Source organism: Aureibaculum luteum, assembly GCF_003449015.1.
Taxonomy (GTDB): Bacteria; Bacteroidota; Bacteroidia; order Flavobacteriales; family Flavobacteriaceae; genus Aureibaculum; species Aureibaculum luteum.
This window is the reverse complement of record NZ_QRGD01000009.1, coordinates 26,129-51,702: the sequence shown is the minus strand read 5'-3', so window position 1 is coordinate 51,702 and position 25,574 is coordinate 26,129. Positions and strand designations below refer to the sequence as shown.

Below are 25,574 nucleotides of genomic sequence, written 5' to 3'. Positions count from 1 at the left end.
TAGTACCACGTCATTTTATAAAAAGTAATAAAACGCTCCTTATACCTGCCGTAAAAAATCAATTTGACACCATCAAAAACATGTACATTCCGAAGAATAACATACAAACAGATAAAAAATAAATAATTGATTTTATAAAACGATTTAGTTTTGGAACAATAATTACTTCTAAAAATAATTTACCTATTGCGACACATTTGCCGTTTCTAGTTTCTGAAAACGAGAACAATATTATATTAACCTCTCACTTCGCCAAAGCAAGCGCACAATGGAAAGATATTGAAAAAAGTAAAGTTTTAGTTATTTTTAGCGAACCTCACGCCTACATTTCCCCAAAAAATTATGAGAAAGAATTAAATGTACCCACATGGAATTATATTTCCGTCCATGCCTACGGACAATGAAAAGTTATTAATGATTATGACAACGTATATCAATTATTGGAAAATACAATTGAGAATTATGAAACTGAGTACAAACAACAATGGAATAATTTACCGCAAGAATTTAAAATAAAAATGATAAAAGGAATTGTAGCCTTTGAAATAAATGTTACTGAAATACAAGCTAAAGAAAAGTTGAGCCAAAATAAAACAGCGAATGAAAGGAGAAATATTATCAATTCACTTTCAAATAGCACAGATTCTAATAAAAACGTAATTGCCGACTTTATGAAAAAACACTTGGATGAATAAAATAACCACTTACAACAAAGAACTGTGATAAAATGCTTACTCAAATTTCCCCTACTCCTAAATTGGGAAGTTTTAATTACTAAAATAGTTGATTAAGAAACATAACTAATTTTATAAAAATTATTATTGTAAATGATTTTAAACTTTTATGACTTTTCACTTTCTTTTCACAAAATTCATGGCATTTAATATCAATTGTAATATTTAGAGTTTTTCTTTCGTTAGCAATATAAATAATAGTTTTTCTTTGAACGGTATTACATGTTCCAAAAAAGATTATTCAAATTTTAAAACAAGTAAAAAACCAACGTTTTAATGGACATTACCTATCAATACAACGAGCCTTCTACAATTACAAAAGGAAAGAACGGAAGCGAAATCTTTTTATCTCACTATAACGAGTCTTTTGAAGAAAAAGAAGTCCCTTGTTTCTTTTGGGGAAAACTTAAAGAACCGTATACCATTGCTAGAAGCCTACTAACGCTATCTAAAATTGTAGCTTCTAATTTTATGCCTCTTGGCAGTGCATTACGAGATCCTGTAATTACCGCCGGAGGAGAAAAACTTCGTTTAGAAGGTTTTTCATCGTGCTGTAGCGTTTACGGAAAAGTAACTATTTTACCTGAAGCATTAGATGGTGAGTTTTTACAACAGGGCACTACAAACGTAGACTTCAATACCGAAATGATTGCTGCATTAAGCAAAATTAACAAAGGTGAACATGTCTTTTTTTCAATAGGAAAAAAAGAGTTTGTCATGCAAAAACGAGATCATAAGGTAATTGAGAAAAAAGTTTCGCTCCCTATTCGATGGATTAAAGGTATGGCAACCGTACAGTTGTTAAGTGCAGCCATGAAGGAAGTAGCCGTACTAGATAAATTGCAAATACAATTACTTTATAGAGCAATACCCAAAGGAGATGTTAAAGATGATTACTACTTAAGCTTTAGAGGTAAAAAACCGGCTCTATCTCCAATAAACACAAAGGGAAGTATCTGCATTGGTGGTATTCATCGGTTGCGACTCTTAGAAAATCTACGTCCACTTGCTCAGAAACTTATAATTTATACTACCGAGTCAGAACAGGCTACCGCTTTTCAATTTGAACTCCCTAAGGTTCGCTTTACAGCCATACTTTCAAGAAGTTTTTGGAGAGGGTTTTCTGGAGAAGGAAATACATTAGAAAATTTGATAGAAGATATTCCTGAAGAATGGATGCAAAAACTAAATACTTATGCTCATATTAATGAAGAATTTTCGCCAGATGACCCTATTTTAAAAGACCTTCCTTCTATCGAGTTTAAAAGTGTAGCTACACGTCTTTCGGCCATGGGTTTGCTTGGTTTTGATTTAAATGAAGGTAACTACTATTACCGAAAACTACCTTTTAAAATGAGTAGCGTAGAAAGTTTAAATCCGCGATACAAAAATGCACTCAAACTTATAAAAAAGGGGGACTATGAGTGGGTGAAAAATTCAGATGAAGAAACAGAAACAAAAATAAAAGGTAGCGGTCTTTTTCATAAAGTAATTATTACGCCTCATAAAACGTTGTGTACCTGCACATGGTTTGCCACTCATCAAACAAGTAGAGGTGCATGTAAACATATTCTGGCAACACAAATATTAAAGAATAATACTGAAAAAGAATTAAAACAATTACTTGAAGAATTTGAATTATGAAAAAAATTTGTAAAGACTATGAACTCCGTATAAAAAATGAAGAAGTAACAGGTACTTGTAATTGGATCAAAGGAAAAGTATGGGAAGAACGGAAATATCTAGATGAGCATTTGCTAAAGTTGTCTACTGAGAATTATACTGCAAAACAAAGTCTTATACTTCGTATTGTGGCTAGAATACACACCAGTGTTTTAAATATAAAAGAACTAGATATAGATTTACAAGCACTTGATGATGTTGATATTGCGGAATTAATTGTGTTTTATAATTTAGAAAATCCTGAAAAACGATATCAAGAAATAAAAGCTGATATCGCATCTCCGGAAAGTTTTTTAACAAGAATTCCGTACAGCGTAATTAGAGAATTATACAACCGAGGAAAAGTCCCTTTTGATCGTCAAATATTTGTGGCCTGCTTAACACGATTCAACGTATGGCATGGAGCCAGTTATAGCAAGGATTTTAAAGAAGACATGAAAGAAAAATTCTATGCTTTCTTTCCTCAAGACGATTTTACAATAGACATATTAATGGCTGTTTTTGAAATGGAATTGGGTGTAGATAGTGCTTTCTTTTTAGATAGAGAATTTAATATAGCTGCCATTATTATAGAATTAGTAACTAGTGGTCGCATACCTAGAGCCACTATTCAGCAAAAGCTATTTGAAGCCTTTAATAACCCAACGCTTAAACAGACCACGCATGGATGGGCAAAAAACATTTATAGAGATTTAGCTTTTACAGCTGAAGAAAATAGTGTTTGCCAAAATCAATTGATACAACTATTATATAATGATAGAAATTTACTTGTTAATTTTGGATTACAAGAGTTAAAGAAAATTGCGAACCACAAATCATTTGACTGGAACCTTTTTATAAATTCGTTAGATGGCATTGTCTATTCAGAAAAATTAACTGGTGGACTAAAAACGGCTTTGGCAATTCTTTACAAAGGATTAAAAAAAGACAAAAACCTCGTTGAACTATGCTGTGTAAATTTAGCCCCTATTTTTATTCAAGAAGATAATAAAGTACAATTGGCTGCACAAAAATGTTATGAACTTTTACCTGAACCAAATGAAGAGGTAAAAGACGCTCTACTTCCTTTTATAGACACAATGCATTCTGAAGTAAAGTCAGCATTGAGTGCTTTATTGGGAGAAAGCGAAGTTGCTGTTTCTTATGACACATATCAACAAAAAGCATATATTCCAGAACCATGTAATGCCAAAAACAAGATACAGTATATAGATAATGAAGATGATTTCATTTTTCTAACTTCTAAAGTGCTTAAAAGCAATGATGTGTTAGATTACGAATTATTTTTAGAAGGTATTCTTAGATACTATAACCTCAAAGACACCAATTATAAAACCTTACAACCTACATTAAAACAAGCCAAAAGAATTGCAGAAGAACAATATTTAGATATTACAGCTCGTGTCGGTGTACATCATGTTATGGTGGCTGAACTTATTTGTATGTGGCTCTCGCCTACTCCATCAAATTTCAGCATGGAAAAACAGGAATGGGAGCAAAAAGTAAAAAAAGAAGACCGTTTTTTATATACTGCAAATAGATGGTATGCGTTGTATTATCGATTTAAAAGAGTGGTCTATGTCTTAGATCAAATTCAGCTTAAAAAAGTACTTCCATTGTTGAGTATACCAACCCATAACCATTTTGAAATTGATCCTATTGTCTTTTTTGAACGCTTAGAACTTTATAAAAAAGCAAATCAAATACCCGATGAAACTGATTTCTGTTCTGCAATGTGTAGATTAAACAGATGGTCTCCGATACCAAAAGAAAGACCTTCTATATCTCAGGAACATGATGACATTCTTGCATTTTTATTAGATGACAAGGCCAGTTTTAATCCCCAAAAAATAAAAAATCTAGATTCCATTTGGCTAACGGCTTACGCTCTTAAAAATCCGAACAAAGCGATTGAAGCGACCATATCAAAACATGAAAACCAAGATTGGTATAAAACGCCTACAGAATGGGACTGGAACGTTGCACGCAGATATTCTGATGATCGAAAATATAGCTGGGCATATTTAGTACAAAATATAAAACATACAGATATTTATACCGTAAACGTTACTCAAAATGGTTACTTAGAACATCACTTAACCAATACAGAATTTATTATTGCAGATGTAAGCCATTGGTTTTCTAGAGATGGATATTTACAAGACCCTTTATATGTAAACCTAATTTTAAACGCATTTAACTACCTGTCAGATATAGAAGCCAGCGAAACAAAGTCTATTTTAGAAGTAGTAAAATATAACGCAGAATACCCAGTACCACTTCATAAAGCAGGCTATTTATTTCTTACTTTATCTTTATTTTGTAGCAAAACACCCATTCGTACCGGTGCTTTTGATTGGTTAGAGTTGCTTATAACGCATCAGTATTTAAATTTGGATGAATTCACATTGGCCACATCTAAATTGGTTGCCAATGAAGCAAATGCTATTCCTATGGCACGTGTTGCAGAACAGTTTGATCGTTTATTCCAATTAAAAGGCGTGTTTATAGATGTTTTACATCAAACTATTGAAGTAATTCTTACCAAAATTAACCTTGAAAACATCCCCAAAGGCTTTAGTAAAATTCTGCATTACTATTATGAAGTCTTACAGATTGTAAATAAACCCATACCCAAAAATATAGCTGTAACACTACATAAAATGGAACAGATAAATTCTATTAAAAAAGAAGTGAAAAAAATATTGAGTTTATATGAATAAATAATAGTTAAACTCTTTAGTTATTTATTAGGTGTACTATAAAGTCATTGCTGATTATTTTTTGACGAAGCCTAATAATACACCATGAAATACCTAAAAAAAAATCTAATTAATTGTACCTTGCCAGTCTATATAAAGGTGAAAAAAATGGTAGAAAATAGAATTCTCAATTTTATTAATGAGGTATTAGAAAATATGCCTACGGGCTGGTTGAGTATGACAACTCATCGATTAGATATTTATGATGAAAAATTGGCAAAAACTCAATTTTTAGAGCAGTTTGAAACGTTGTTTAATGATCATAATTCTGAAGCTGCAGCACTGAATGATTTACCTACTGCGTATGATTATATTCGTTTAGGTCATCCTTTATCTTGTGTACTCGAATGGGCTATTGCGAAATTACATGATTTAAAATCAGAAAATGTAATCAGCTTTTCATCTAAATCAGTTCCAGTTTTGGCTGTGCTAAGAAAAAATTTATTAGCTCATAAAAATACACAAATTGTTTATACAGATGCTTTACCAGCCTTTTTTGATGCTGAAATCATAAAACGTGTGTATGGTTACAACTTTGAGCTAAAGAAAGTGGAAAACACAGATGACATTTCTGAGTTTAAAGGAAGTACAATCTTTATTTCAGAACAAGATCAAATTGGTGCAATTCATACAAATCCAAACATTGACTTTTTCATAGGGCTTTATGGACAATTGGGTAGTATTTTAGTTATAAATGGCAAACAAAATGAAAATTATGTTTCCGATATTCAGCATGTAAGACGAAGAGAAACCATCGCTATGACGCCAGCTAATGCTCTCGCTGCTTTAAAGTCGCTTGTAGCAAAATCTTCTATCGAAACTAAGAAAAATATTAGCGAGCCTAATAAAACAAGTGTATTAGATTCCATTGTAAAAATTACAAATACAACTACGAAACCACTCGTGGCTTCAAGTGGATTATCCATTCAATATGCCATTATGATGGGGCTTATTCATGATGCATTAGAAAATCATAAAGGAAAAGCAATCAAATTCATTGTTCCTCCAAATTGTTATGGCGGTACAAATGATCAATCCAGACGTGTTGCCGCTTGTATTGACAATGTTGAAATAGTAGATTTACCTGTAGATGGTGATAATGATATGGTACAAAGTATTACTATCGTTTTAGATAAAATTGCCAAAGAAGATGCTATTCCATACATCATAGCTGAAATTCCAACAAACCCAAGAGTTGAAGTTCCTGATTTAAAAAAATTAAAAGAAGCTTTACGTAAAGAAAGAAAAACTCCAACGGGTAATATAGCCATTGATCCTGTATTTATTTTAGATCAAACATTTTGTCCAAATGTCCACTTTTTAGGCGAAGGTGACATACTATCAACCGTTAGGACTATTTCCTTTGCTAGTGGCTCAAAATTCCCTAGTGGTGGAAAATGTACTGCTGGCTACTGTGTAGGAAACACAAAAACGGCAACATTGATGGACAAAATAGAATTGCATCTAACAATTTGCGATAATGAAGCTACAGCTTTTCAATATGAGATATTAGCAAAACAGTTGCCTTCTATGAATCAAAGGATAATTGATGCTTATAAAAATACGCGTGAATTTGTAAACTTTATTCATGACGTATTACCAGATGCGAAAATTAATTTTGTTTCAAAAGAGTTGGCAGCACAAGGATTTACCCCTTCTGTGTTTTCATTAGATCTTCCTACAAAAGGAAAAACTGATGAAGAAAAAGAGACCTATAAGAGAGCTTTGAATTTAAAATTAATCAATTTAATGATTACAGAGATTCCTGATGAGAGTAAGTTCTGTGTGAGCTACGGTCAGTTAAAAGGATGTTATTGGACAATACCAGCCACCTCAACACAAGGAACAACCAAAGAAGGTGATAAAGATTATATTGTACGTGCCTCACTTTCTCCAAATATGGATCTTGACCTTCATAAAAAAGTCTTTTTAAAATTTGTTGAAGGTATTTAGATAAATTGAAAGGTGCCAAAAACGTCATATTTGAGGCGTATTGTGGTATAATATATATGAGGTAACATCAAATTAAATCATAGCTTAACCAAATACAGTATGCTATTAACGAATAGTGTTTTAGGCATTTAAATAACAACTATTTTCGTTTCATGAAAAAACAAATTGCAATTATAGGTGGCGGACCATCAGCTTTAGTATTGGCTGCTTTTTTAGATGCTGAAAAATTTGCGATTACTATCTATGAAAAAAACAAAACGGCTGGTCGTAAATTTTTAGTTGCTGGTAAAGGCGGTTTTAACTTAACACACTCAGAATCGATTGATAAATTTATTAAACGGTATACTCCAAATAATTTCTTAGAGAAAGCATTACTTGACTTTACCAATACTGATTTTAGAAATTGGCTTGATCAAATTGAGATTTCCACCTATATAGGAAGCAGTAAAAGAGTGTATCCTACGGAAGGAATCAAACCTATTGAAGTGCTAAATGCCATTCTCAATACCCTCAAAGAAAAAGGAGTCATTATCAAATATGAGCAAACTTTTTCTGGTTGGGATGATCATAATAATCCTATACTTAATAATATATCAACACAAACAGACTATACCGTCTTCTCATTAGGCGGTGGCAGTTGGAAAATTACAGGATCTGACGGCATCTGGCGAGATACTTTTTCTAAAAAGGGAATCAAAACAAAAGCATTTCAAGCCTCAAACTGCGGATATCAAATTGATTGGAAACCTGATTTTATTAAAAAGCATGAAGGAACTCCTTTAAAAAACATCACTATTACTTGCAATTCCAGTACTCAGAAAGGAGAAGCCGTTATTACCAAATTTGGATTAGAAGGAAATTCCATTTACGGATTAAGTCCACAAATTAGAGAACAGTTGAATGCAAAATCAAATGCAACGATTTTTATTGATTTTAAACCTTCGCTTACTGTAGAAAATGTTCATTCTAAACTAACATTATCTACTTATAGAAATACCACGGAGACCTTAAAAAAAGAACTAAAACTAAGTACATCTCAAATTGATCTATTAAAAACATATCTACCAAAAGCATCCTATTTAAATATAGATACATTAACCAAAAACATCAAAGAATTTCCATTAGAAATAACGAATACCGCTCCTATTGACGAAGCCATTTCTACCGTAGGAGGAATTGATTTAAAAGCTATTTCTAAAAATTTTGAACTTGTAAATTTACCCCATCAATATTGTATTGGCGAAATGGTAGACTGGGATGCTCCTACTGGAGGATATCTATTACAAGCCTGTGCAAGTATGGGCGTATCATTAGCGAGACACCTAAATAACAAGGAGTAAATCAATAATAACTTTTGAATTTTTTCCAAATACTTTTTTAAGTATTTATGATGATAATATTGGAAAAATTTTAACCGCATTTTACTGCTCACTCATTATCTTTCATTAACTTAGTTCTGTTAAAAAACATCACTTTCATAAACACATTTATTATTGTTTTCAACAGCATTAGCCCTATTAAAAATTAAGGTTTACATTAAAAAAAATAAATGTTAAAAAGAATAACCTTGAACAAAAACCAACCATGAAATTAATTAAAAGCATCCTAATTGTATTTGTAATCATTTTAAATACACCACTAACAGCTCAAGAAACTGGATTTTCTGACTTATTACAAAATATTGACTCGAGAGAAAAAATAGAATTAAATGGCATGTGGGATATTATTGTCGATCCTCTTGAGAATGGTTATTACAACCATAGATTACAGGTAAAAGATGATGGATACTTTAAAAATAAAAAAATGGAATCACCTTCTGACCTCATCGAATATAACTTCGATACCAGTTCGCAATTGATGGTTCCTGGTGATTGGAATACACAAATGGACAAATTGTACTATTATGAAGGTACCGTTTGGTACAAAAAAGACTTTAATTATACCATTGATAGTAATGAATTGGCTTTTTTATATTTTGAAGCTGTTAATTATGAATCTATCGTTTATCTTAATGGTGAACGTATCGGTTCTCACGTAGGTGGTTATACACCTTTTCAATTTGAAGTTACTGATAAATTGAAAGAAGGAAATAATTTTGTAGTTGTAAAAGTAGATAACAAACGAAAAAAAGAAAATGTACCTACCGTAAATCAAGATTGGTGGAACTATGGAGGAATTACAAGATCAGTACATTTGGTTAAAACGCCAATATCGCATATAGCCGATTATTCAATTCAGTTACCAAAAGGAAATACCAAAACTATTGAAGGTTGGGTGTCTGTTAAAAATGGAAAAGATGGTGATGCTGTAAATGTAAGCATCCCTGAACTTAAAAAAAATGTAAATGCCGTTGTACAAAATGGTATCGCTAAATTTTCTATGAAGGCGAAGCCAGTGCTTTGGGAGCCTAAAAAACCAAAAACGTATGAAGTCATTTTAAAAACAGCAACGGATAAAATTACAGATCAAATTGGATTTAGAACCATAGAAACCAAAGGCACTAAAATTTTATTAAACGGAAAAGATATCTTTTTAAAAGGGATCAGTATTCATGAAGAAGCCCCTTTCAAAACTGGACGTGTTGTTTCTAAAGAAGAATGCAAAATACTGTTAGAATGGGCAAAAGAATTAGGTTGTAATTTTATACGATTGGCACACTACCCTCATAGTGAAACAATGGTGCGTGAAGCAGAAAAAATGGGCTTTATAATTTGGTCTGAAATACCAGTGTATTGGACCATACAATTTGAAAATAAAGATACCTATGCGAACGCAAAGAATCAACTTACCGAAATGATTTCGCGTGATAAAAACCGAGCTGCAATTGTTTTATGGTCAATGGCCAATGAAACACCTGAAAGTGAGGCACGATTGTCTTTTATAGAGAATCTAGTGGAACAAGCTAGAGAACTTGATAATACCCGATTAATTACCGCTGCTTTAGATACGCAAGGTTATGGCAAAGATGAAAACTTAATAGAAGATCCTCTTGGAAAAGCTGTAGACGTAATTGGTATAAATAATTATTGTGGATGGTATGCTGGATCAACCGAGAGTTGTTCAAAATTAAAATGGGCTAGTGCCTATAACAAACCTATGATTATGAGTGAAGTTGGTGGTGGAGCATTATACGGTTTACATGGTGAAAAGAATGAACGTTGGACAGAAGAATATCAAGCAGAGGTCTATAGAACCAATATTGAGATGATGAGAAATATTGATTTTTTAGCAGGTTTATCTCCATGGATTTTGATGGACTTCCGTTCTTCAAGACGTCCTTTAAAAAGAATTCAAGATGATTTTAATAGAAAAGGGTTAATATCTGAAAAAGGAATGAAAAAGCAAGCATTTTTTATCCTACGTGACTATTATCTAAAGGAAAATAATTAAAACCTAGTAATGTTTGTTTTATAGATTAAAAGTTCAATTTGCTAAGTGAGATAGTGCTTAATAATTAATCTACACTTTCAATACTATTTTCAAAAAGTAAGCCACCTTTATACATTCCTTTTAAAACAGGATGTATGTCTTTGCCCAGCTTTGTCAAGCTATACTCTACCCTAGGTGGCACTTCTGGGAATACTTGCCTGTGAATCAAACTATCTTTCTCCAACTCCTTAAGTTGTTTAGAAATCATACGTTCACTAATATCAGGCATTAATCTAACCAATTCACTATACCTCTTATCTCCTTGAAAAAGATGTAAAATGATGGTGCCTTTTCTTTTCCCCTTAATCGTATTTATAAAAGTATCAATAGGACAATAACTTTTTTTCATTTTTTTTTATGCTTAAACACTTTATAAACAGACAAAACGGAACAAAATGTTCGTTAGTGAACAATTTGTAAGCTCTTGTATATCAGAATATTTTGACCGAAATTTGTTGTAAAAGTAAGTAAAACATATAGAAACAGCAACTATGAACAAGCAATCAAAATACAAAGCCTTTAGAGTAGAAGAGAAAGATGGAAACTATATTTCTTCAATTAAAGAAATACCTTTTACGCCATTGCAAAAAGGTGAATTACTAATTAAAGTACACTACAGTTCTTTAAACTACAAAGATGCGTTGTCTAGTATTGGTAATAAAGGCGTAACGCGAAATTATCCACACACCCCAGGAGTTGATGCGGCCGGTACAATAGTGTCATCGGAATCTAATAAATTTAAAGTATCAGACCAAGTTATTGTCACCAGTTACGATTTAGGAATGAATACAGATGGTGGCTTTGCTCAATACGTTAAAGTACCAGAAGTTTGGGTGGTTAAGCTACCAAAAAATCTTACCCTGAAAGAAGCTATGACTATTGGAACGGCAGGATTAACTGCAGGAATGTCAGTATTAAGATTAAGTGAAATAGTTAAGCCCGAAGATGGACCTATTATAGTTTCAGGTGCTAGCGGAGGTGTAGGTTCTTTAAGTATCTCTATACTAAACAAACTTGGCTATAAAACTGTGGCTATTACAGGTAAAGAATCTGAAATTGAATTTTTAAAGAAACTTGGAGCTGATGAAATTGTATTGCGAAAAGATTTTGAAACAATGGACAAAAAGCCCATTTTGAAGTCAAGTTTTGCTGGAGGTATCGACACTGTCGGTGGTGTTATTCTAGAAAACATCATTAAATCTACACATCCAATGGGTGTTGTAACTTGCTGCGGAAATGTTGCATCTCCAAAGCTTGATTTAACCGTTTTTCCTTTTATTTTAAGAGGTGTTACGTTAATTGGTATAGACTCTCAAAACTACCCAATGACCTACAGAGAAAAAGTATGGAATAAGTTATCTAAGGAATGGAAAAATGACCGATTAACCGAAGCTGCTGATGAAATATCTTTAAATGAATTAAATGAAAAGATTGCTTTAATGTTAAAAGGAAAATTAAAAGGAAGAACTGTGGTTACACTAGATGTGTAAAAATACACCCCTAAATATTGCATCTAAAAAATAAAAACTTAAATTTCAACATTGAAAAGTTACGTTTAATCAGGCGTAACTTTTCATTTTTAGTCATCATTATCATTTTTGTATCATTATAAAAATTGAACAAATAAAATTAACCTTAGAGCTTTAAGGTTATGTAAAACATAGAAACAAAAAAATGATTCCAACCACTATCGAATTTAATATCCTTTACATTGCATATGCGGTAATGTTTGTTTTTTTTAGCTTATAACTTGTTCTCGGCTGAACATAAAAACTTTTACAAATGGAATGCTTTATGTTTCGCAATTTATTCACTAATAATGCTATATGTACTTTTAGATTCTACTAATATAAGATATGGAAATTCACTTGGTGTATTATTTTTTGGAGCCATATTCGTACTTTCTCATGTTGTAATTATGGGATGTATAAAACTTTACAATACATCTAAACTTGAGAAAACCATTACCTCTACTGATGTTCAAAAATAATCCCCCCTATTAACCAGTCATTTATCGTTAAAGCACTAGAGAACTCATATTTTAATTAACCTCAGCTTTTATCGTTATATTTGAATAATCCTTTTACTAATATCAGAATTTGTAGTAGTAGTATGTTGGAAACTAAAATAACATTTAGAATACAATGAAATTAACCACTAACCCAAAAACTAAAGAAGTTTTTAACGCTTATCCACTAGAGGTTCAACAACAAATGAATCAATTAAGAGCTTTAATTATAGAAGCTGCTTCCGAAATTGAAGGCCTTGAAAATTTAGAAGAAACTTTAAAATGGGGAGAACCTAGTTATCTATCCAAAAACGGCAGTACTGTTAGAATCGATTGGAAGACTAAAACACCAGAACAATTTGCCATTTACTTCAAATGCACTTCTAAATTAGTAACTACTTTTAAAACAATTTATAAAGACACATTTGAATTTGAAGGGAATAGAGCCATTGTTTTTAAACTTAATGACAACATCCCAGAAACCGAATTAAAGCACTGTATTTCAATGGCTTTAATGTACCATAAGATTAAGCATTTACCCCTACTTGGGGCTTAAAAGACTAAAATTTATAATTTTCTTATTCAAAAAAAATCTTTTACTATTAAAAACTAAATTTTCTAACTTTTCGGTTATTATAAAACAATTAAAAACAGTCAATATTAGTTAGTCATAAAACGAATTGAAACTTCTAAATGACCGTAATTATAAAAAGTAGCTCAATATTTTGCATTTGAGCCATCAACTTATGGAAATGCGTCAATTAAACTTCTCATTTATAGCGTATTTTGTAATAGCAAAAAAATAATTCATTTTTACACACAACCCTTCAGTAACTAAGGCATCATTAATTAAGTCGGAACTAGCCGAAAAAAGACTCAAAACTGAAGTAGGTAAAACTTAACAATATCTCAATGAAAAAAGCACTATTATTAATATTTTGTACGGTTTTAATAGGTTTTACAACAAGTTGTAATGACACTGATAGTTCAGGACCATCTATTATTGCGTCAGGAAATATTTCCTTAACTACAGAAAATGAAATTCCAATTGTTGAAAACAGAGATGAAACGGGAACATTTTTATTGGTTTTAAATTCAGAAAATCAAATTGAATTTTCAATTGTAGTTAATGATCTTTCAGCAAGCGATGAATTAACAGTGGCACACTTACATACCGGCGATCCTGTTTCTACAGGTGCACCTGCTATTAGCTTAGTAAATGGTACCGATATTGTGTTTCAAGGCAATGAAGCCACGGGAATTGTACAATTAACAGAGGCACAAGTGGAAACACTATTAGGCGATGATGTATATGTTAATGTACATTCAACTGAAAACCCTAATGGATTAGTTCGTGGTCAATTGGACCAAGTAATAGATGAGGCCTATAATGTAATGTTATCCCCAACTAATGAAATTCCTTCGATCACAGACCGAAATGATAGCGGAACTGCAATTTTTAGAATTATAGGAGATAAAGTTTATTATAATGTATCTGTTACAAATTTACAAACAGGAGATGCCATTACTGCTGGTCATATGCATAGCGGAGATGCCACTGTAAACGGTGACGTTCAAATCAACCTTGAGTTGACTGATGACACACAATTGGGTGTGACTAAAACTATGATCTTAGATGCTGATATGCTTTCTACAATAAAAACTGATGCCCTTTACGTTAATGTACATTCAACCGATTATGCTGGAGGTTTAATGCGTGGACAAATAAGATAATAAAGTATTTTTATACCGATGATAAGACTGTCAGAAATGATAGTCTTTTTTTTTACCTTCAATTTCCATAATAATTGTAACTTCGTTAATCCTAAACCTAAACTACGCTCTTACAGATGAATATACTAAAAATAACTGTCATTTTTTTTTCGTTTTTATCAATGTTAAGTTGTACAAAGCAACCTGATTATGACATTTTAATACAAAACGGTAAAATAATAGATGGATCAGGAAACACATTTAGTATTGGAGATATTGGCATTAATGCAGATACTATTACTGCCATAGGCGATTTAAAAAATAAAACAGCTAATCAGGAAATTGACGCTACTGGTTTAGTGGTTTCTCCTGGCTTTATCAATATGTTAAGCTGGGCTTCCGCAGCATTAAATACAGATGGACGATCTCTTGGTGATATAAAACAAGGTGTTACCCTTGAAGTTTTTGGAGAAGGAACTTCTATGGGCCCAACAAAGAAAGTAGATACAGTAAATAATACTATAGAATGGATTTCTTTAAACGACAAATTAAATGCCCTAGTTGATAAAGGCGTCTCTCCCAATATTGCTTCTTTTATCGGTGCCACTACGTTGCGAATTAATACTGTGGGTTATGAAGATAGAGCTCCTACAGAAGAAGAATTAGACTCCATGAAAATAATGGTATCACAGGCGATGGAAGAAGGTGCCATGGGTATCGGTTCTTCATTGATTTATGCTCCTGCCTTTTACTCATCCACCGAAGAATTAATTGAAATCTCTAAAGTTGCTGCAAAATATGATGGGTTATACACCTCACATATCCGTAGTGAAGGCAATAAATTATTAGAAAGTATCGATGAACTCCTTCGAATAGCTAAAGAAGCGAATATTCGAGCCGAAATTTACCATCTTAAAATGAGTGGAAAAGACAATTGGTATAAATATGACGCCGTTGTTGCCAAAATTGACTCTGCAAGAAAAGCTGGATTAACCATTACCGCCAATATGTATAGTTATATTGCAGGTTCAACAGGTTTAGATGCGTCCATGCCACCATGGGTTCAAGAAGGTGGTTATAGCAAATGGGCAGAACGTTTACAAGACCCTAAAATTCGTAAAAAAGTATTAGAAGACATGCGGAAACCTGCTATTGAATGGGAAAGTTTAATGCAAGCTGCAGGCTCTGCTGAGAAAATGATATTGGCCGGATTTAGCAATGATAGCCTTCGATATTTAACTGGAAAAACCTTAGCTGAAGTAGCTAAAATGAGAAATACTTCACCCGAAGAAACCGCCATGGACTTAGTAGTACAAAACGGAAGTGATGTGAGCACTGTTTATTTTATGATGTCTGAAGAAAATGTAAAAAATCAAGTCGCTTTACCTTGGATGAGCTTTTGTTCTGATGCAGGTTCTTACGCAGCTGAGGGTGACTTTTTAAAATACAGTACACATCCACGTGCTTACGGTAATTTTGCAAGGGTAATAGGTAAATATACTAGAGATGAAAAAGTCATCTCTCTAGAAGAAGCCATCCGAAAATTAACTTTTTTACCTGCTTCTAATCTCAAAATTAAAAAACGTGGTAGCCTTAAAGTGGGCAATTATGCCGACATTGTTGTTTTTGATTTTGACAAAGTCCAAGACCATGCCACTTTTGATAAACCACACCAATATGCAAGCGGAATGGTGCATGTTTTTGTAAACGGTACACAAGTATTAAAAGATGGTGAACATACCAATAAAAAGCCAGGAAGAGTTGTGCACGGTCCTGGTTATAGAAAATAAACCCTAAAATGAACTGAATAATGACTCTTAAAATTACAATGACGACAGGTTTACTTCTTCTTTTTTTTGTAGCGATTAGTTCCTGTAAAAAAGAAACATCTCAAAAAGAAAACCTTGAAACAACAATCTTATCGCAGATTGATTCTATTGACGGAACAGTAGCCGTTGCCTTTTTTAATCTCTCAGCACCAGAAGGCAGTCTGTTTATAAATGTTGATGAAAAATTTCATGCGGCTAGTACGATGAAAGTCCCAGTGATGATTGAACTTTTTAAGCAAGCAGCTGAAGAAAAATTTAACCTAAACGATTCTATTCTCCTAAAAAATGAATTTAAAAGTATTGTTGACAGTAGTTTGTATAGTATGGACGTTATCGATGACAGTGACGATATAATCTATAACAAAATTGGTTCTAAGGTCGTTATTAGTGATTTAATGTATAATATGATTACCGTGAGTAGCAATTTAGCTACTAACGTATTAATCGAATTAGTGGATGCCAAAAAAGTAACGGCGACCATGCGAGATTTAGGAGCTGAACACATAGAAGTATTGCGTGGTGTAGAAGATCAAAAAGCATATGATAAAGGTTTAAGTAATTCCACAACAGCCAGAGATTTAATGCTTATTATGAAAGCAATAGCAAATGATAGAGCGGGATCTCAAAAAGATTGTGCCTCAATGCTTACCATTTTAAAAAACCAACAGTTTAATGATATGATTCCACTGTATTTACCTAAAGAAGTGAAAGTAGCTCATAAAACAGGCTCCATAACAGGTGTTCATCATGATGCTGGAATTGTGTATTTACCAAATGGTCGTACATATGTATTAGTTTTACTTTCTAAAAATTTAAAAGATTTTGACAAGGGCACCGATCAATTGGCGAAAATTTCTAAGACCATTTATGATTATGTCAGTACTAATTAAATTAACTACATTTACTTCCATACTCTAATATACAAACTCGAAATGAAAAATTTTTCCATTCTCATTATACTACTTGCTATAGGCTGTAAACAGTCTCCAAAAGTTTCAAAAGAAGTACAACGTTGGCAAACTCAAGCAGAAAACATTGAAATTATTCGTGACAATTTTGGGGTACCACATATTTATGGTAAAACAGACGCTGATGCCGTTTTTGGTTTACTATACGCTCAATGTGAAGATGATTTTAATCGGGTGGAGCAAAATTATATTTGGGCTACTGGTCGCTTGGCAGAAGTTGAAGGTGAAGAAGCTTTATATAGTGATTTGCGTGCAAAATTATATATGACCGAAGACGAAGCCATTGCTAATTATGAGAAAAGTCCGGAGTGGTTAAAAAAGTTATGTAACGCTTTTGCGGATGGAATCAATTATTATTTGTTTACACATCCTGAAGTTACACCGAGATTATTAACCCGTTTTGAACCTTGGATGCCCATGTATTTTAGTGAAGGCTCCATTGGTGGCGATATTGAAGGTATTTCAACTAAAAAAATTGAAGCGTTTTATGGAAACGAAAATGCCACTGATAAAATTGCATTTAATGAAACTGAAGAACCTTTCTTAGAAAAAGAACCTGCAGGGTCTAACGGATTTGCCATTTCAGGTAAGCGTACAGCATCTGGTAAAGCTATGTTACTTATTAACCCACATACTTCTTTCTTTTTCCGTGGTGAAGTTCATGTGGTGAGTGAAGAAGGTTTAAATGCTTATGGAGCGGTTACTTGGGGGCAGTTTTTTGTGTATCAAGGATTTAATGAAAAAACGGGATGGATGCATACCTCAACCTATACCGATATTAAAGATGAATTTTCAGAAGACATTACTAAAACAGATAACGGATATACCTATACATACGGAGACGAACAACGTCCTGTTAAAGAGCTTGAAGTTGCCTTGAAATACAAGGTTGGCGATTCTCTAACGGAGAAAAAATTTAAAATGTTTAGAACCCATCGCGGTCCAATAACACATGCCATAGATTCCAATTGGGTAACAACCGCCATTATGTGGGATCCCGTAAAAGCCTTGGAGCAATCCTTTACACGTACCAAACTAAATGGACATCAAGAGTTTAGAGAAATGATGAACATCCGTACCAATTCTTCTAACAATACGGTATATGCTGATGCGGGTGGAAATATAGCATATTATCATGGTAATTTTATTCCAAAGCGTAATGTAAAATTTGATTATACCAACCCTGTCGATGGTAGCAATCCTGAAACCGATTGGAACGGGTTGCATACTGTTGATGAAAACATTACGGTGATAAATCCTGAAGTGGGTTGGATTCAAAATTGTAACTCTACCCCTTTTACAAGTGCGGGTGAAAATAGTCCTAAACAAGAGGATTACCCAAATTACATGTCACTTGATCGTGAGAATTTTAGAGGTGTACATGCCATCCGATTATTAGAAAAAAGTAAGGATTTAACGATTGATAAACTGATAACCATGGCTTATGATCCTTATTTGCCTGCTTTTGAAATTTCTATACCAGGATTAATTGATGCTTATGACAAATCTTCACCAAAAGATCATAAATTAAAAGAGGCTATTGATGTTTTACGTAAATGGGATTTTTCCGTTTCTAAAGAGAGTGTCGCCATGTCTTTAGCTCATTTTTATGGTCAATTTTATCTCCGTGAAGGTAATTTTCCAAATGGATTAAACGAAATGGAAAAAGTTGCTTTTATGGGAACAAAATCGCCTTTGGTAGAAAGATTAACGATGTTGAAGAAAAGTGTTTCTCATCTCACTGAAGATTTTGGAACATGGAATACCCCTTGGGGAGAAATTAGTAGATACCAACGCTTAACGGGTGCTATTGATCAAAAATTCGATGATAATGCTCCGAGCATTGCGGTTGGCCTAACAACTTCAAGATGGGGTGCTTTGGCTGCATTTGGAATGCGTTCTAGACAAAAAACAAAACGTATTTATGGCACCAGAGGTAATAGTTTTGTGGCTGTGGTAGAATTTGGTGATAAGGTAAAAGCGAAATCAATGCTAGCAGGTGGACAAAGTGGTGACCCCAATTCTCCTCATTTTGACGATCAAGCTCAACGGTATGCGGATGTAAAATTTAAAGATGTTTCTTATTATCGTGAAGATGTAGAAGCCAAAGCTGAAAAAATATATCATCCGGGAGATAAAGAATAAGTAATACCTTTTAATAATCAATGGCATTCAAAAAGTTAAAATATTGGTTTAATCAGGAACTTGCAAAAATGCTTTCAGATAAAATTCTTAACGAAGATTCCAATTTTCCAAAAGACAAATTTGTTAGTACTGTGGTTGGTAAAATTGATACTTTAGAATTAAAAGATCGTGTTGAGCTCATTGCTGATGCCTTCCATACACATTTAGGAAGTTCAATACCTGAAAACATAAAAATACTTGTAACAATATTAGGTCCAGAAAACGAGAAAGAGACAGGTATGTTTACCAATTATTATTGGATCATGCCTATTGCTAAATATGTTGAAAAATATGGTTTGGAACATTTTGATGTTTCCATGAATGCCATCGCAGAAATTACCAAAAGAAATACAGGAGAATATGCTATTAGACCTTATTTAGTTAGTTATACTGACAAAACATTGGATGTATTAACAACATGGTCTCAACATAAAAACAAACATATTAGAAGATTGTCTAGTGAAGGTGTCAGGCCACGATTGCCATGGGCAAAGAAATTGGATCTATTTATAGAAAATCCAACAACTATAATTCCCATCTTGAATAATTTAAAAGATGACCCTTCCAAATATGTTCAAAAATCTGTGGCTAATTGTATCAACGATATCTTAAAAGACAACCCAGAAATTGGTAGAAGCTTAATAGAAAAATGGAATGTGAATCCTACTAAAGAAAGAAAATGGATTATAAAACACGCCCTAAGAAATTTATTAAAAGCTCAAGACCAATGGGCATTAAAAATTATTAAATAATCCAATTGCTTGTTATAGTAATAATATATAAAGACGTCATGCAGAATTTGTTTCAGGGTGACGTACATATCATATTAGGTTATAAACAATTTAATTTAAACAATCAATGAAAACTATAACATCAAAACGTTACCTTTTTATTATTACACTACTATTCATAAGCTTTACGTCATGTAAGAATGAAAAGATAAAAAGTGAAAAAGAGTCTCAAATCGAAAGACAAGAAACTGTTGTTCAACCTAACATCGACGCTGTTGCTATAGCTATAATCAATGGAAACATAATAGACGGAACAGGTAAACCAGCATATACATCAACTATTTATATAAATGCAGACAGTATCTTTTACATCGGTAATTTGACCAACCCTGAGTTGAAAATTGGGTTAACAATTGATGCAAAAGGCAAAACTGTGAGTCCGGGATTTATAGATCTACACGCTCATGGAAACCCTTTAAGTACTCCTGATTTTGAGAATTTTTTAGCCATGGGTGTTACCAGTATTGTATTGGGTCAAGATGGTTCTAGTACTAATAGTAAAGATTTAAAAGGGTATTTAGACAACGTTAATGAACAAAATTTAGGCGTAAATATTATTGAATTTGTGGGGCATGGCACCTTGCGAAATTTAGCAGGCATTGGTGTCAAATCTAAAATTAATGAGGTTCAATTGGAAAAATTAAAATCATTATTAAAGGAGCGTTTAAAATATACTTTTGGTTTGTCAACGGGATTAGAATATGCACCAGGTTTATACGCTGAAGAAAGTGAATTAGTAGCCTTGGCAGCAATAGCAGGTGAGCAAAACAAAATGGTAATGAGCCATATGCGTAATGAAGATGATGATGCGGTAATAGAATCTATTAAAGAATTGAGCCGACAAGGATCAAATGCACGTGTTCATATTTCTCATTTAAAATCGGTTTACGGTAAAGGACAAGATCGAGCTATTCAAATTTTAGATACCATCAAAAAAATCAGAAAGTCTGGAATTCAATTAACAGCCGATATGTATCCATATATGGCAAGTTATACAGGTATTTCCATCGTATTTCCTGATTGGTCAAAAACACCTCAACAATTTGCAATAGCTAAGAAAAACAGGAGAAAAGAATTGGAAGATTTTATTAGAAACAAAGTGAATTTACGAAATGGACCAGAAGCGACCTTATTAGGTTCTGCTCCTTATACTGGAAAAACATTGGCCGAAGCAGCTGCTTCAAAAAACAAACCGTTTGAACAGTTTTTAATTGATGATTTAGGTCCGCAAGGTTCCTCTGGGGCATATTTTGTAATGAATAAAGAATTACAAGAAACCTTTTTAAAAGACCCGATTATTGGAATCTGTTCTGATGGTAGTAAAACAGGTCATCACCCTCGTGGACATGGTACATTTGCTAAAGTTATTGAGACCTATGTGGTAAAAGATAGTATCTTAAATTTAGAAGAAGCTGTACGTAAAATGACTTCATATGCCGCTGAAATTTTACAACTAAAAAAACGTGGAACACTTACCATTGGCAACAAAGCAGACATTCTCATTTTTGATCCTAAAAACATAAAAGCACCTGCTGATTATGTAAATCCACATCAATTAGCAACAGGTTTTGACCAAGTGTTGGTTAATGGAAAATTAGTTAGGGATCATGAAAAACTTGCAGTTGAATTAAGTGGAAAGGTGTTGTTGCCAGAATGATATTTAATAATTCGGTATATTTGGGTGTAGTAGGTAATCTAACAAATGAACAAGAAAGAAGAAATAATTTGTAGGAAAACATTGTTCTGGATTTCCAGTGCAGATGGAAATGAAGATTGGTTTGTTGTCGGAATGGATGAATATTTAGCTGAGTTACATTTTTCGGAAATGGAAGGGTATGAACTAGAATATCTATCAAGTAAAGTAATATGTAAAGTGGAATTCGAAGATAGAGATTGTTTAGAAAAAGATGTGTATTTCCCATCTCATGAAATGCTTATAAAAAATGGATTTCATTTAATCTCCGATGAAGAACCAATGATTTTTTGGAAAGATGGGATTAAATATTGTCAAGGAGATATAAGAAAAAATATCATTATTGAAAATGAAAAAAACCAAAAAGGTGTATATATTATTTCTATAAAAGACTCTGGATTATTTAAAATCGGACTAACAAAAAATATTGAAAAAAGATTAAGACAATTACAGACTGGAAATCCATTTGAGTATAGGTTAGTGGAATTTTTCCACACTCCAAAATTCAAGGAGCTAGAGAAAACATTACATAAAAAATACGTTAAAAATAAATACAAAAACGAATGGTATTTATTGACTAGTGCTGAACTGCTAGAGGCTTGCTATTTTTCTAGAGAATATATTGGACGTCCCTATGCTAATAAAGATTTATTTGAAAACACAAAAATAGATAGAATAGAGGGAGATACTAGTGATTTACCATTCTAAAAAAGGCTATCTACAACAAAACCTATAAAAATTCGGGCTTCAGACTTAATTGAAAGGTTTATATATTTTTAGGAAGTCCGGTAAAAAAATCTATCCTAATTCACCTCCAACTTATATCCAATACCGTGAACGTTAGTTAATTTAATAGTATCATCGGCTTTTAGTTTCTTACGTAATTTAGAGATATAGGTATCTAAACTTCTACCCACAAAAACACCATTGTCTTCCCAAACCTTTTTCGTCAATTCAACACGTTTTATAATTTGGTTCGGATTGGCAGCAAAAATAGCTAGTAACTCACATTCTTTTTTCGAAAGGTTGATTTCTGTACTCGCTTTTACTAATTTACTCTGCTCCGGATAAAATTGAAAACTGCCAATAGTAGTATTAGTGCCATTTATCCCTTCTGCTTTTAAACGTGGTTTTCTTTTATAAGAAACTAATTGAAAAGCGAGGAAAGCAAGGATTATAAGTAAATACAATACTATTTTTTTATTGAGAAAAGAAAATGTGTTATTGGTAAATCGTACTTCAATCGTATAACACCTTTCTGGTAAAAACCTTCCTGCACAAGGTATGATATCGTTTTCAGTTTCATTTTTTATCTCATAACTATAGGCTACTTCTTGGTCTGCACATTGAATAACGGCAACACGATAATACTTAGGAAGTTCTAATTTATGAAAACTGCTTTTTATAACTGAAACCAAAGTGTTTGGTTCAAAAGTAAGCGAATTTTGAAAAGATAGTTTATACTTTGATTTTTTTAATGCAACAACTGGTAATATTAATGAAGTTGTGTCATTGTTTGAAAGGAGTAATTGATTACCGGCATCACGTAAAGAGATTTTAACTACTTCTGAAAACTCTTCATTATCATCATCTGAATCCAACAACATCCATGTTGCAACCAAAGCGGTTATCAAAACTATAAAGGAATAAATAAATTTGCTACTCATAATTACTTCAAATAACATACAATTTCATAAGGTTTCATAATTATTGACACTTCTTTTACATTTTTTTGACACTTTTAACCTGAAGTGATAATAGTTTTACGGCATAATTAAATGATTAATAACAAAGATAAAATCGACACATTATGAATATTCCTGTAAAAACAATTATTAGAACTATTTTCTTTACAATAATAACCTTAATTGCTATTACTACGACATCTTGTGCTCAGACTAATGAAGATAAGCTTGATGCTCTCATCAGTACTTATGCTGATTATGGAGAATTTAATGGAACGGCACTAGTTGTTGAAGAAGGAAAAGTTATTTATAAAAAAGGTTTCGGGTTGGCCAATATGGAATGGGACATTCCAAATCAACCAGATACAAAATTCAGAATTGGTTCCATTACCAAACAATTTAGCGCAATGCTGATTATGCAATTGGTTGCTGAAAAAAAACTCGACTTACATACAACTATATCAACCTATCTACCCAATTATCCTAAAGAAAATGGAGATAAAATCACCATTCATAACCTGCTTACACATTCTTCAGGAATTCCAAATTCTTACGAATCAACCAAACAAAAAGCATTTAGGCCTGATAATTATAAACTAACGGAACTGGTACAGGAATTCTCTGCACTACCGCTAGAGTTTACTCCAGGAGAAAAATTCAGTTATTGCAATGCTGGTTATAATTTATTAGGTTTAATTGTCGAAACCATTACTAAAAAGACATACGAAGAAGTTTTACAAAACAAAATTTTCACACCATTAAAAATGACTAATACAGGTTTTGATAAGCACAGAGCCCTTCAAAAAAATAGAGCTTCAGGATATTTTAAAAGTTGGGGAGATTATTACAACGCCAATTATGTAGATATGTCTACTGCATCCGCGGCTGGAGCACTTTATTCCACAGTTGAAGATTTGTACCGCTGGGATCAGTCTTTATATTCAGAAAAGTTACTAACTAAAAAGTATATGGATTTGGTATTTACTAAACATATCGCTGACCCCAATTATGGAGGTGAATATGGATATGGATGGAGTATAAAAAACAAGCTTCTAGGAAATTCAAATAGTAAAGTAGAAACTGTCACCCATGACGGTACTATCGACGGGTTTTGTGCCATCTTTACACGCATTCCTTCTAGTAAGTCAACAGTGATCCTTTTAAGTAACATAAGGAGAGCTCCACTAAATGCGATGACCAAAGGCATTATGGGTATTCTCTATGGGAAAACGTATGACTTTCCAAAAAAATCAGCTGCTTATTCCTTACTTGATGGGATAAATAAGAAAGGTACAACTAAGGGAATTGAACATTATAAATCCATCAAAAATAATGATACATACTATCTCAGTGAAGATGAAATAAATATAGTAAGTTATAAATTCTTGCAATCTGATAGACCTAAAATAGCAGCTGAAGTGCTTAAAATCGGCATTGAATCGTATCCGCGTGCTTTTAATCTTTATGATAGTTATGGCGAAGTGCTTTTGTCTTTGGGAGATACCATTAAAGCAATCAAAAACTATAAAAAATCGATAGAATTAAACCCAAAAAACGAACATGGAATAAAAATTTTAAAAGAATTGGAAATTAATTCTAATGAACTTGAAAAAGTAGATCTAAACTTAATAAAAACGGATAGTACTTGGGGCCAAGAAATTTTCATTTTTCCGATACATTTTGCCCCTGAAATTAAATATGAAGGCTTTGAAGACATTCGTTTTGCAAAAGGTTGGGCAAAAGTAGATAGTGATGGCTTTTGGACATATGCTTTCGCATGGAGTGTAAAAGCTAATTCAGCCTTATCAGAAAAAGAAATAGAATCAAATTTACAACTCTATTTTGATGGTTTGATGACGGGTGTAAATAAAGATAAAGACAAAATACTTCCAAAAACATTGGCTCAACTTGATAAAAAAGAAGATACCAATAATAAGATTATCTATACGGGAAAGATTTCAATATTTGATGCTTTTACTACTCAAAAAAAAATGACACTAAATGTTCATGTAGAAAACTATTACCTAGAGAGAAAAAAGAAAGCTGTAGTTCTTTTTAGATTTTCACCCAAATACTTTGAACATGACATCTGGAATAAACTAAATGAGGTAAAGCTTCGAGATACTATTTTAAAAAAATAAA

General features: G+C 32.7%; 18 protein-coding genes and 1 pseudogene. 17 read left to right on the top strand and 2 right to left on the bottom strand.

The genetic code is table 11. The annotated features are described in order from the left end of the window. The first annotated feature begins 122 nt into the window (after positions 1 to 122). The 6 genes and pseudogenes from D3P13_RS18140 to D3P13_RS18115 all read left to right on the top strand — a co-directional run bounded on the left by D3P13_RS18140 (position 123) and on the right by D3P13_RS18115 (position 10,522). Positions 123 to 695 (top strand): annotated as a pseudogene (locus D3P13_RS18140) (FMN-binding negative transcriptional regulator). A gap of 315 nt (positions 696 to 1,010) precedes the next feature. Then, positions 1,011 to 2,378, top strand: coding sequence for an SWIM zinc finger family protein (locus tag D3P13_RS18135; protein ID WP_117884335.1), 1,368 nt, complete (start codon positions 1,011 to 1,013; stop codon positions 2,376 to 2,378). Next, positions 2,375 to 5,140, top strand: a complete 2,766-nt coding sequence (locus D3P13_RS18130; protein ID WP_117884333.1) for a DUF6493 family protein — start codon at positions 2,375 to 2,377, stop codon at positions 5,138 to 5,140. Before D3P13_RS18135 ends, D3P13_RS18130 begins: the two co-directional genes overlap by 4 nt. 147 nt (positions 5,141 to 5,287) lie before the next feature. Continuing rightward, the gene (locus tag D3P13_RS18125; RefSeq protein WP_117884557.1) at positions 5,288 to 7,132 is read left to right on the top strand and encodes a PLP-dependent aminotransferase family protein; all 1,845 of its coding nucleotides are present in this window, start codon (positions 5,288 to 5,290) and stop codon (positions 7,130 to 7,132) included. 152 nt (positions 7,133 to 7,284) lie between these two features. Further along, the gene (locus D3P13_RS18120) at positions 7,285 to 8,472 is read left to right on the top strand and encodes a BaiN/RdsA family NAD(P)/FAD-dependent oxidoreductase (RefSeq protein WP_117884331.1); all 1,188 of its coding nucleotides are present in this window, start codon (positions 7,285 to 7,287) and stop codon (positions 8,470 to 8,472) included. Positions 8,473 to 8,716: 244 nt separating this feature from the next. After that, complete coding sequence (locus tag D3P13_RS18115; RefSeq protein WP_117884329.1) at positions 8,717 to 10,522, top strand: glycoside hydrolase family 2 protein; 1,806 nt, start codon at positions 8,717 to 8,719, stop codon at positions 10,520 to 10,522. A gap of 64 nt (positions 10,523 to 10,586) precedes the next feature. Here D3P13_RS18115 and D3P13_RS18110 read toward each other — a convergent pair whose 3' ends face one another. Beyond that, a complete protein-coding gene (locus D3P13_RS18110; RefSeq protein WP_117884327.1) occupies positions 10,587 to 10,910 on the bottom strand; it encodes a winged helix-turn-helix transcriptional regulator in 324 nt (107 codons plus the stop codon). A gap of 142 nt (positions 10,911 to 11,052) precedes the next feature. Here D3P13_RS18110 and D3P13_RS18105 point away from each other — a divergent pair, with 142 nt between their 5' ends. From D3P13_RS18105 to D3P13_RS18060, 10 genes are all read left to right on the top strand, one after another. Then, positions 11,053 to 12,051 carry a YhdH/YhfP family quinone oxidoreductase gene (locus D3P13_RS18105; protein ID WP_117884325.1) on the top strand — a complete coding sequence of 333 codons (999 nt, stop codon included), beginning with the start codon at positions 11,053 to 11,055 and terminating at the stop codon, positions 12,049 to 12,051. A gap of 329 nt (positions 12,052 to 12,380) precedes the next feature. Then, on the top strand, positions 12,381 to 12,551 hold the full coding sequence (locus tag D3P13_RS18100; RefSeq protein WP_157972962.1) for a hypothetical protein: 171 nt from the start codon (positions 12,381 to 12,383) through the stop codon (positions 12,549 to 12,551). Between the two features lie 154 nt (positions 12,552 to 12,705). Beyond that, positions 12,706 to 13,125, top strand: a complete 420-nt coding sequence (locus tag D3P13_RS18095; protein ID WP_117884321.1) for a DUF1801 domain-containing protein — start codon at positions 12,706 to 12,708, stop codon at positions 13,123 to 13,125. A 356-nt stretch (positions 13,126 to 13,481) separates the two neighbouring features. Continuing rightward, complete coding sequence (locus D3P13_RS18090; RefSeq protein WP_117884319.1) at positions 13,482 to 14,303, top strand: CHRD domain-containing protein; 822 nt, start codon at positions 13,482 to 13,484, stop codon at positions 14,301 to 14,303. Positions 14,304 to 14,419: 116 nt separating this feature from the next. Beyond that, entirely contained in the window at positions 14,420 to 16,072 is a 1,653-nt protein-coding gene (locus D3P13_RS18085) for an N-acyl-D-amino-acid deacylase family protein (RefSeq protein WP_117884317.1), read from the top strand. 20 nt (positions 16,073 to 16,092) lie between these two features. Next, the gene (locus D3P13_RS18080) at positions 16,093 to 17,001 is read left to right on the top strand and encodes a serine hydrolase (RefSeq protein ID WP_198680063.1); all 909 of its coding nucleotides are present in this window, start codon (positions 16,093 to 16,095) and stop codon (positions 16,999 to 17,001) included. Positions 17,002 to 17,043: 42 nt separating this feature from the next. Beyond that, positions 17,044 to 19,224, top strand: a complete 2,181-nt coding sequence (locus D3P13_RS18075; RefSeq protein ID WP_117884315.1) for an acylase — start codon at positions 17,044 to 17,046, stop codon at positions 19,222 to 19,224. 20 nt (positions 19,225 to 19,244) lie between these two features. Further along, a complete protein-coding gene (locus D3P13_RS18070) occupies positions 19,245 to 20,015 on the top strand; it encodes a DNA alkylation repair protein (protein WP_117884313.1) in 771 nt (256 codons plus the stop codon). Positions 20,016 to 20,121: 106 nt separating this feature from the next. Continuing rightward, positions 20,122 to 21,711 (top strand): N-acyl-D-amino-acid deacylase family protein, encoded by a 1,590-nt coding sequence (locus tag D3P13_RS18065; protein ID WP_117884311.1) that lies wholly within the window; start codon positions 20,122 to 20,124, stop codon positions 21,709 to 21,711. 45 nt (positions 21,712 to 21,756) lie between these two features. After that, entirely contained in the window at positions 21,757 to 22,455 is a 699-nt protein-coding gene (locus tag D3P13_RS18060; protein ID WP_117884309.1) for a GIY-YIG nuclease family protein, read from the top strand. A gap of 95 nt (positions 22,456 to 22,550) precedes the next feature. Here D3P13_RS18060 and D3P13_RS18055 read toward each other — a convergent pair whose 3' ends face one another. Further along, the gene (locus D3P13_RS18055; RefSeq protein ID WP_232829239.1) at positions 22,551 to 23,414 is read right to left on the bottom strand and encodes a winged helix-turn-helix domain-containing protein; all 864 of its coding nucleotides are present in this window, start codon (positions 23,412 to 23,414) and stop codon (positions 22,551 to 22,553) included. Positions 23,415 to 23,557: 143 nt separating this feature from the next. Between D3P13_RS18055 and D3P13_RS18050 the strand changes: the two genes are divergently transcribed. Next, positions 23,558 to 25,573: a serine hydrolase domain-containing protein gene (locus D3P13_RS18050; RefSeq protein WP_117884306.1), complete on the top strand. Its 2,016-nt coding sequence runs from the start codon at positions 23,558 to 23,560 to the stop codon at positions 25,571 to 25,573. Position 25,574: the final 1 nt, after the last annotated feature.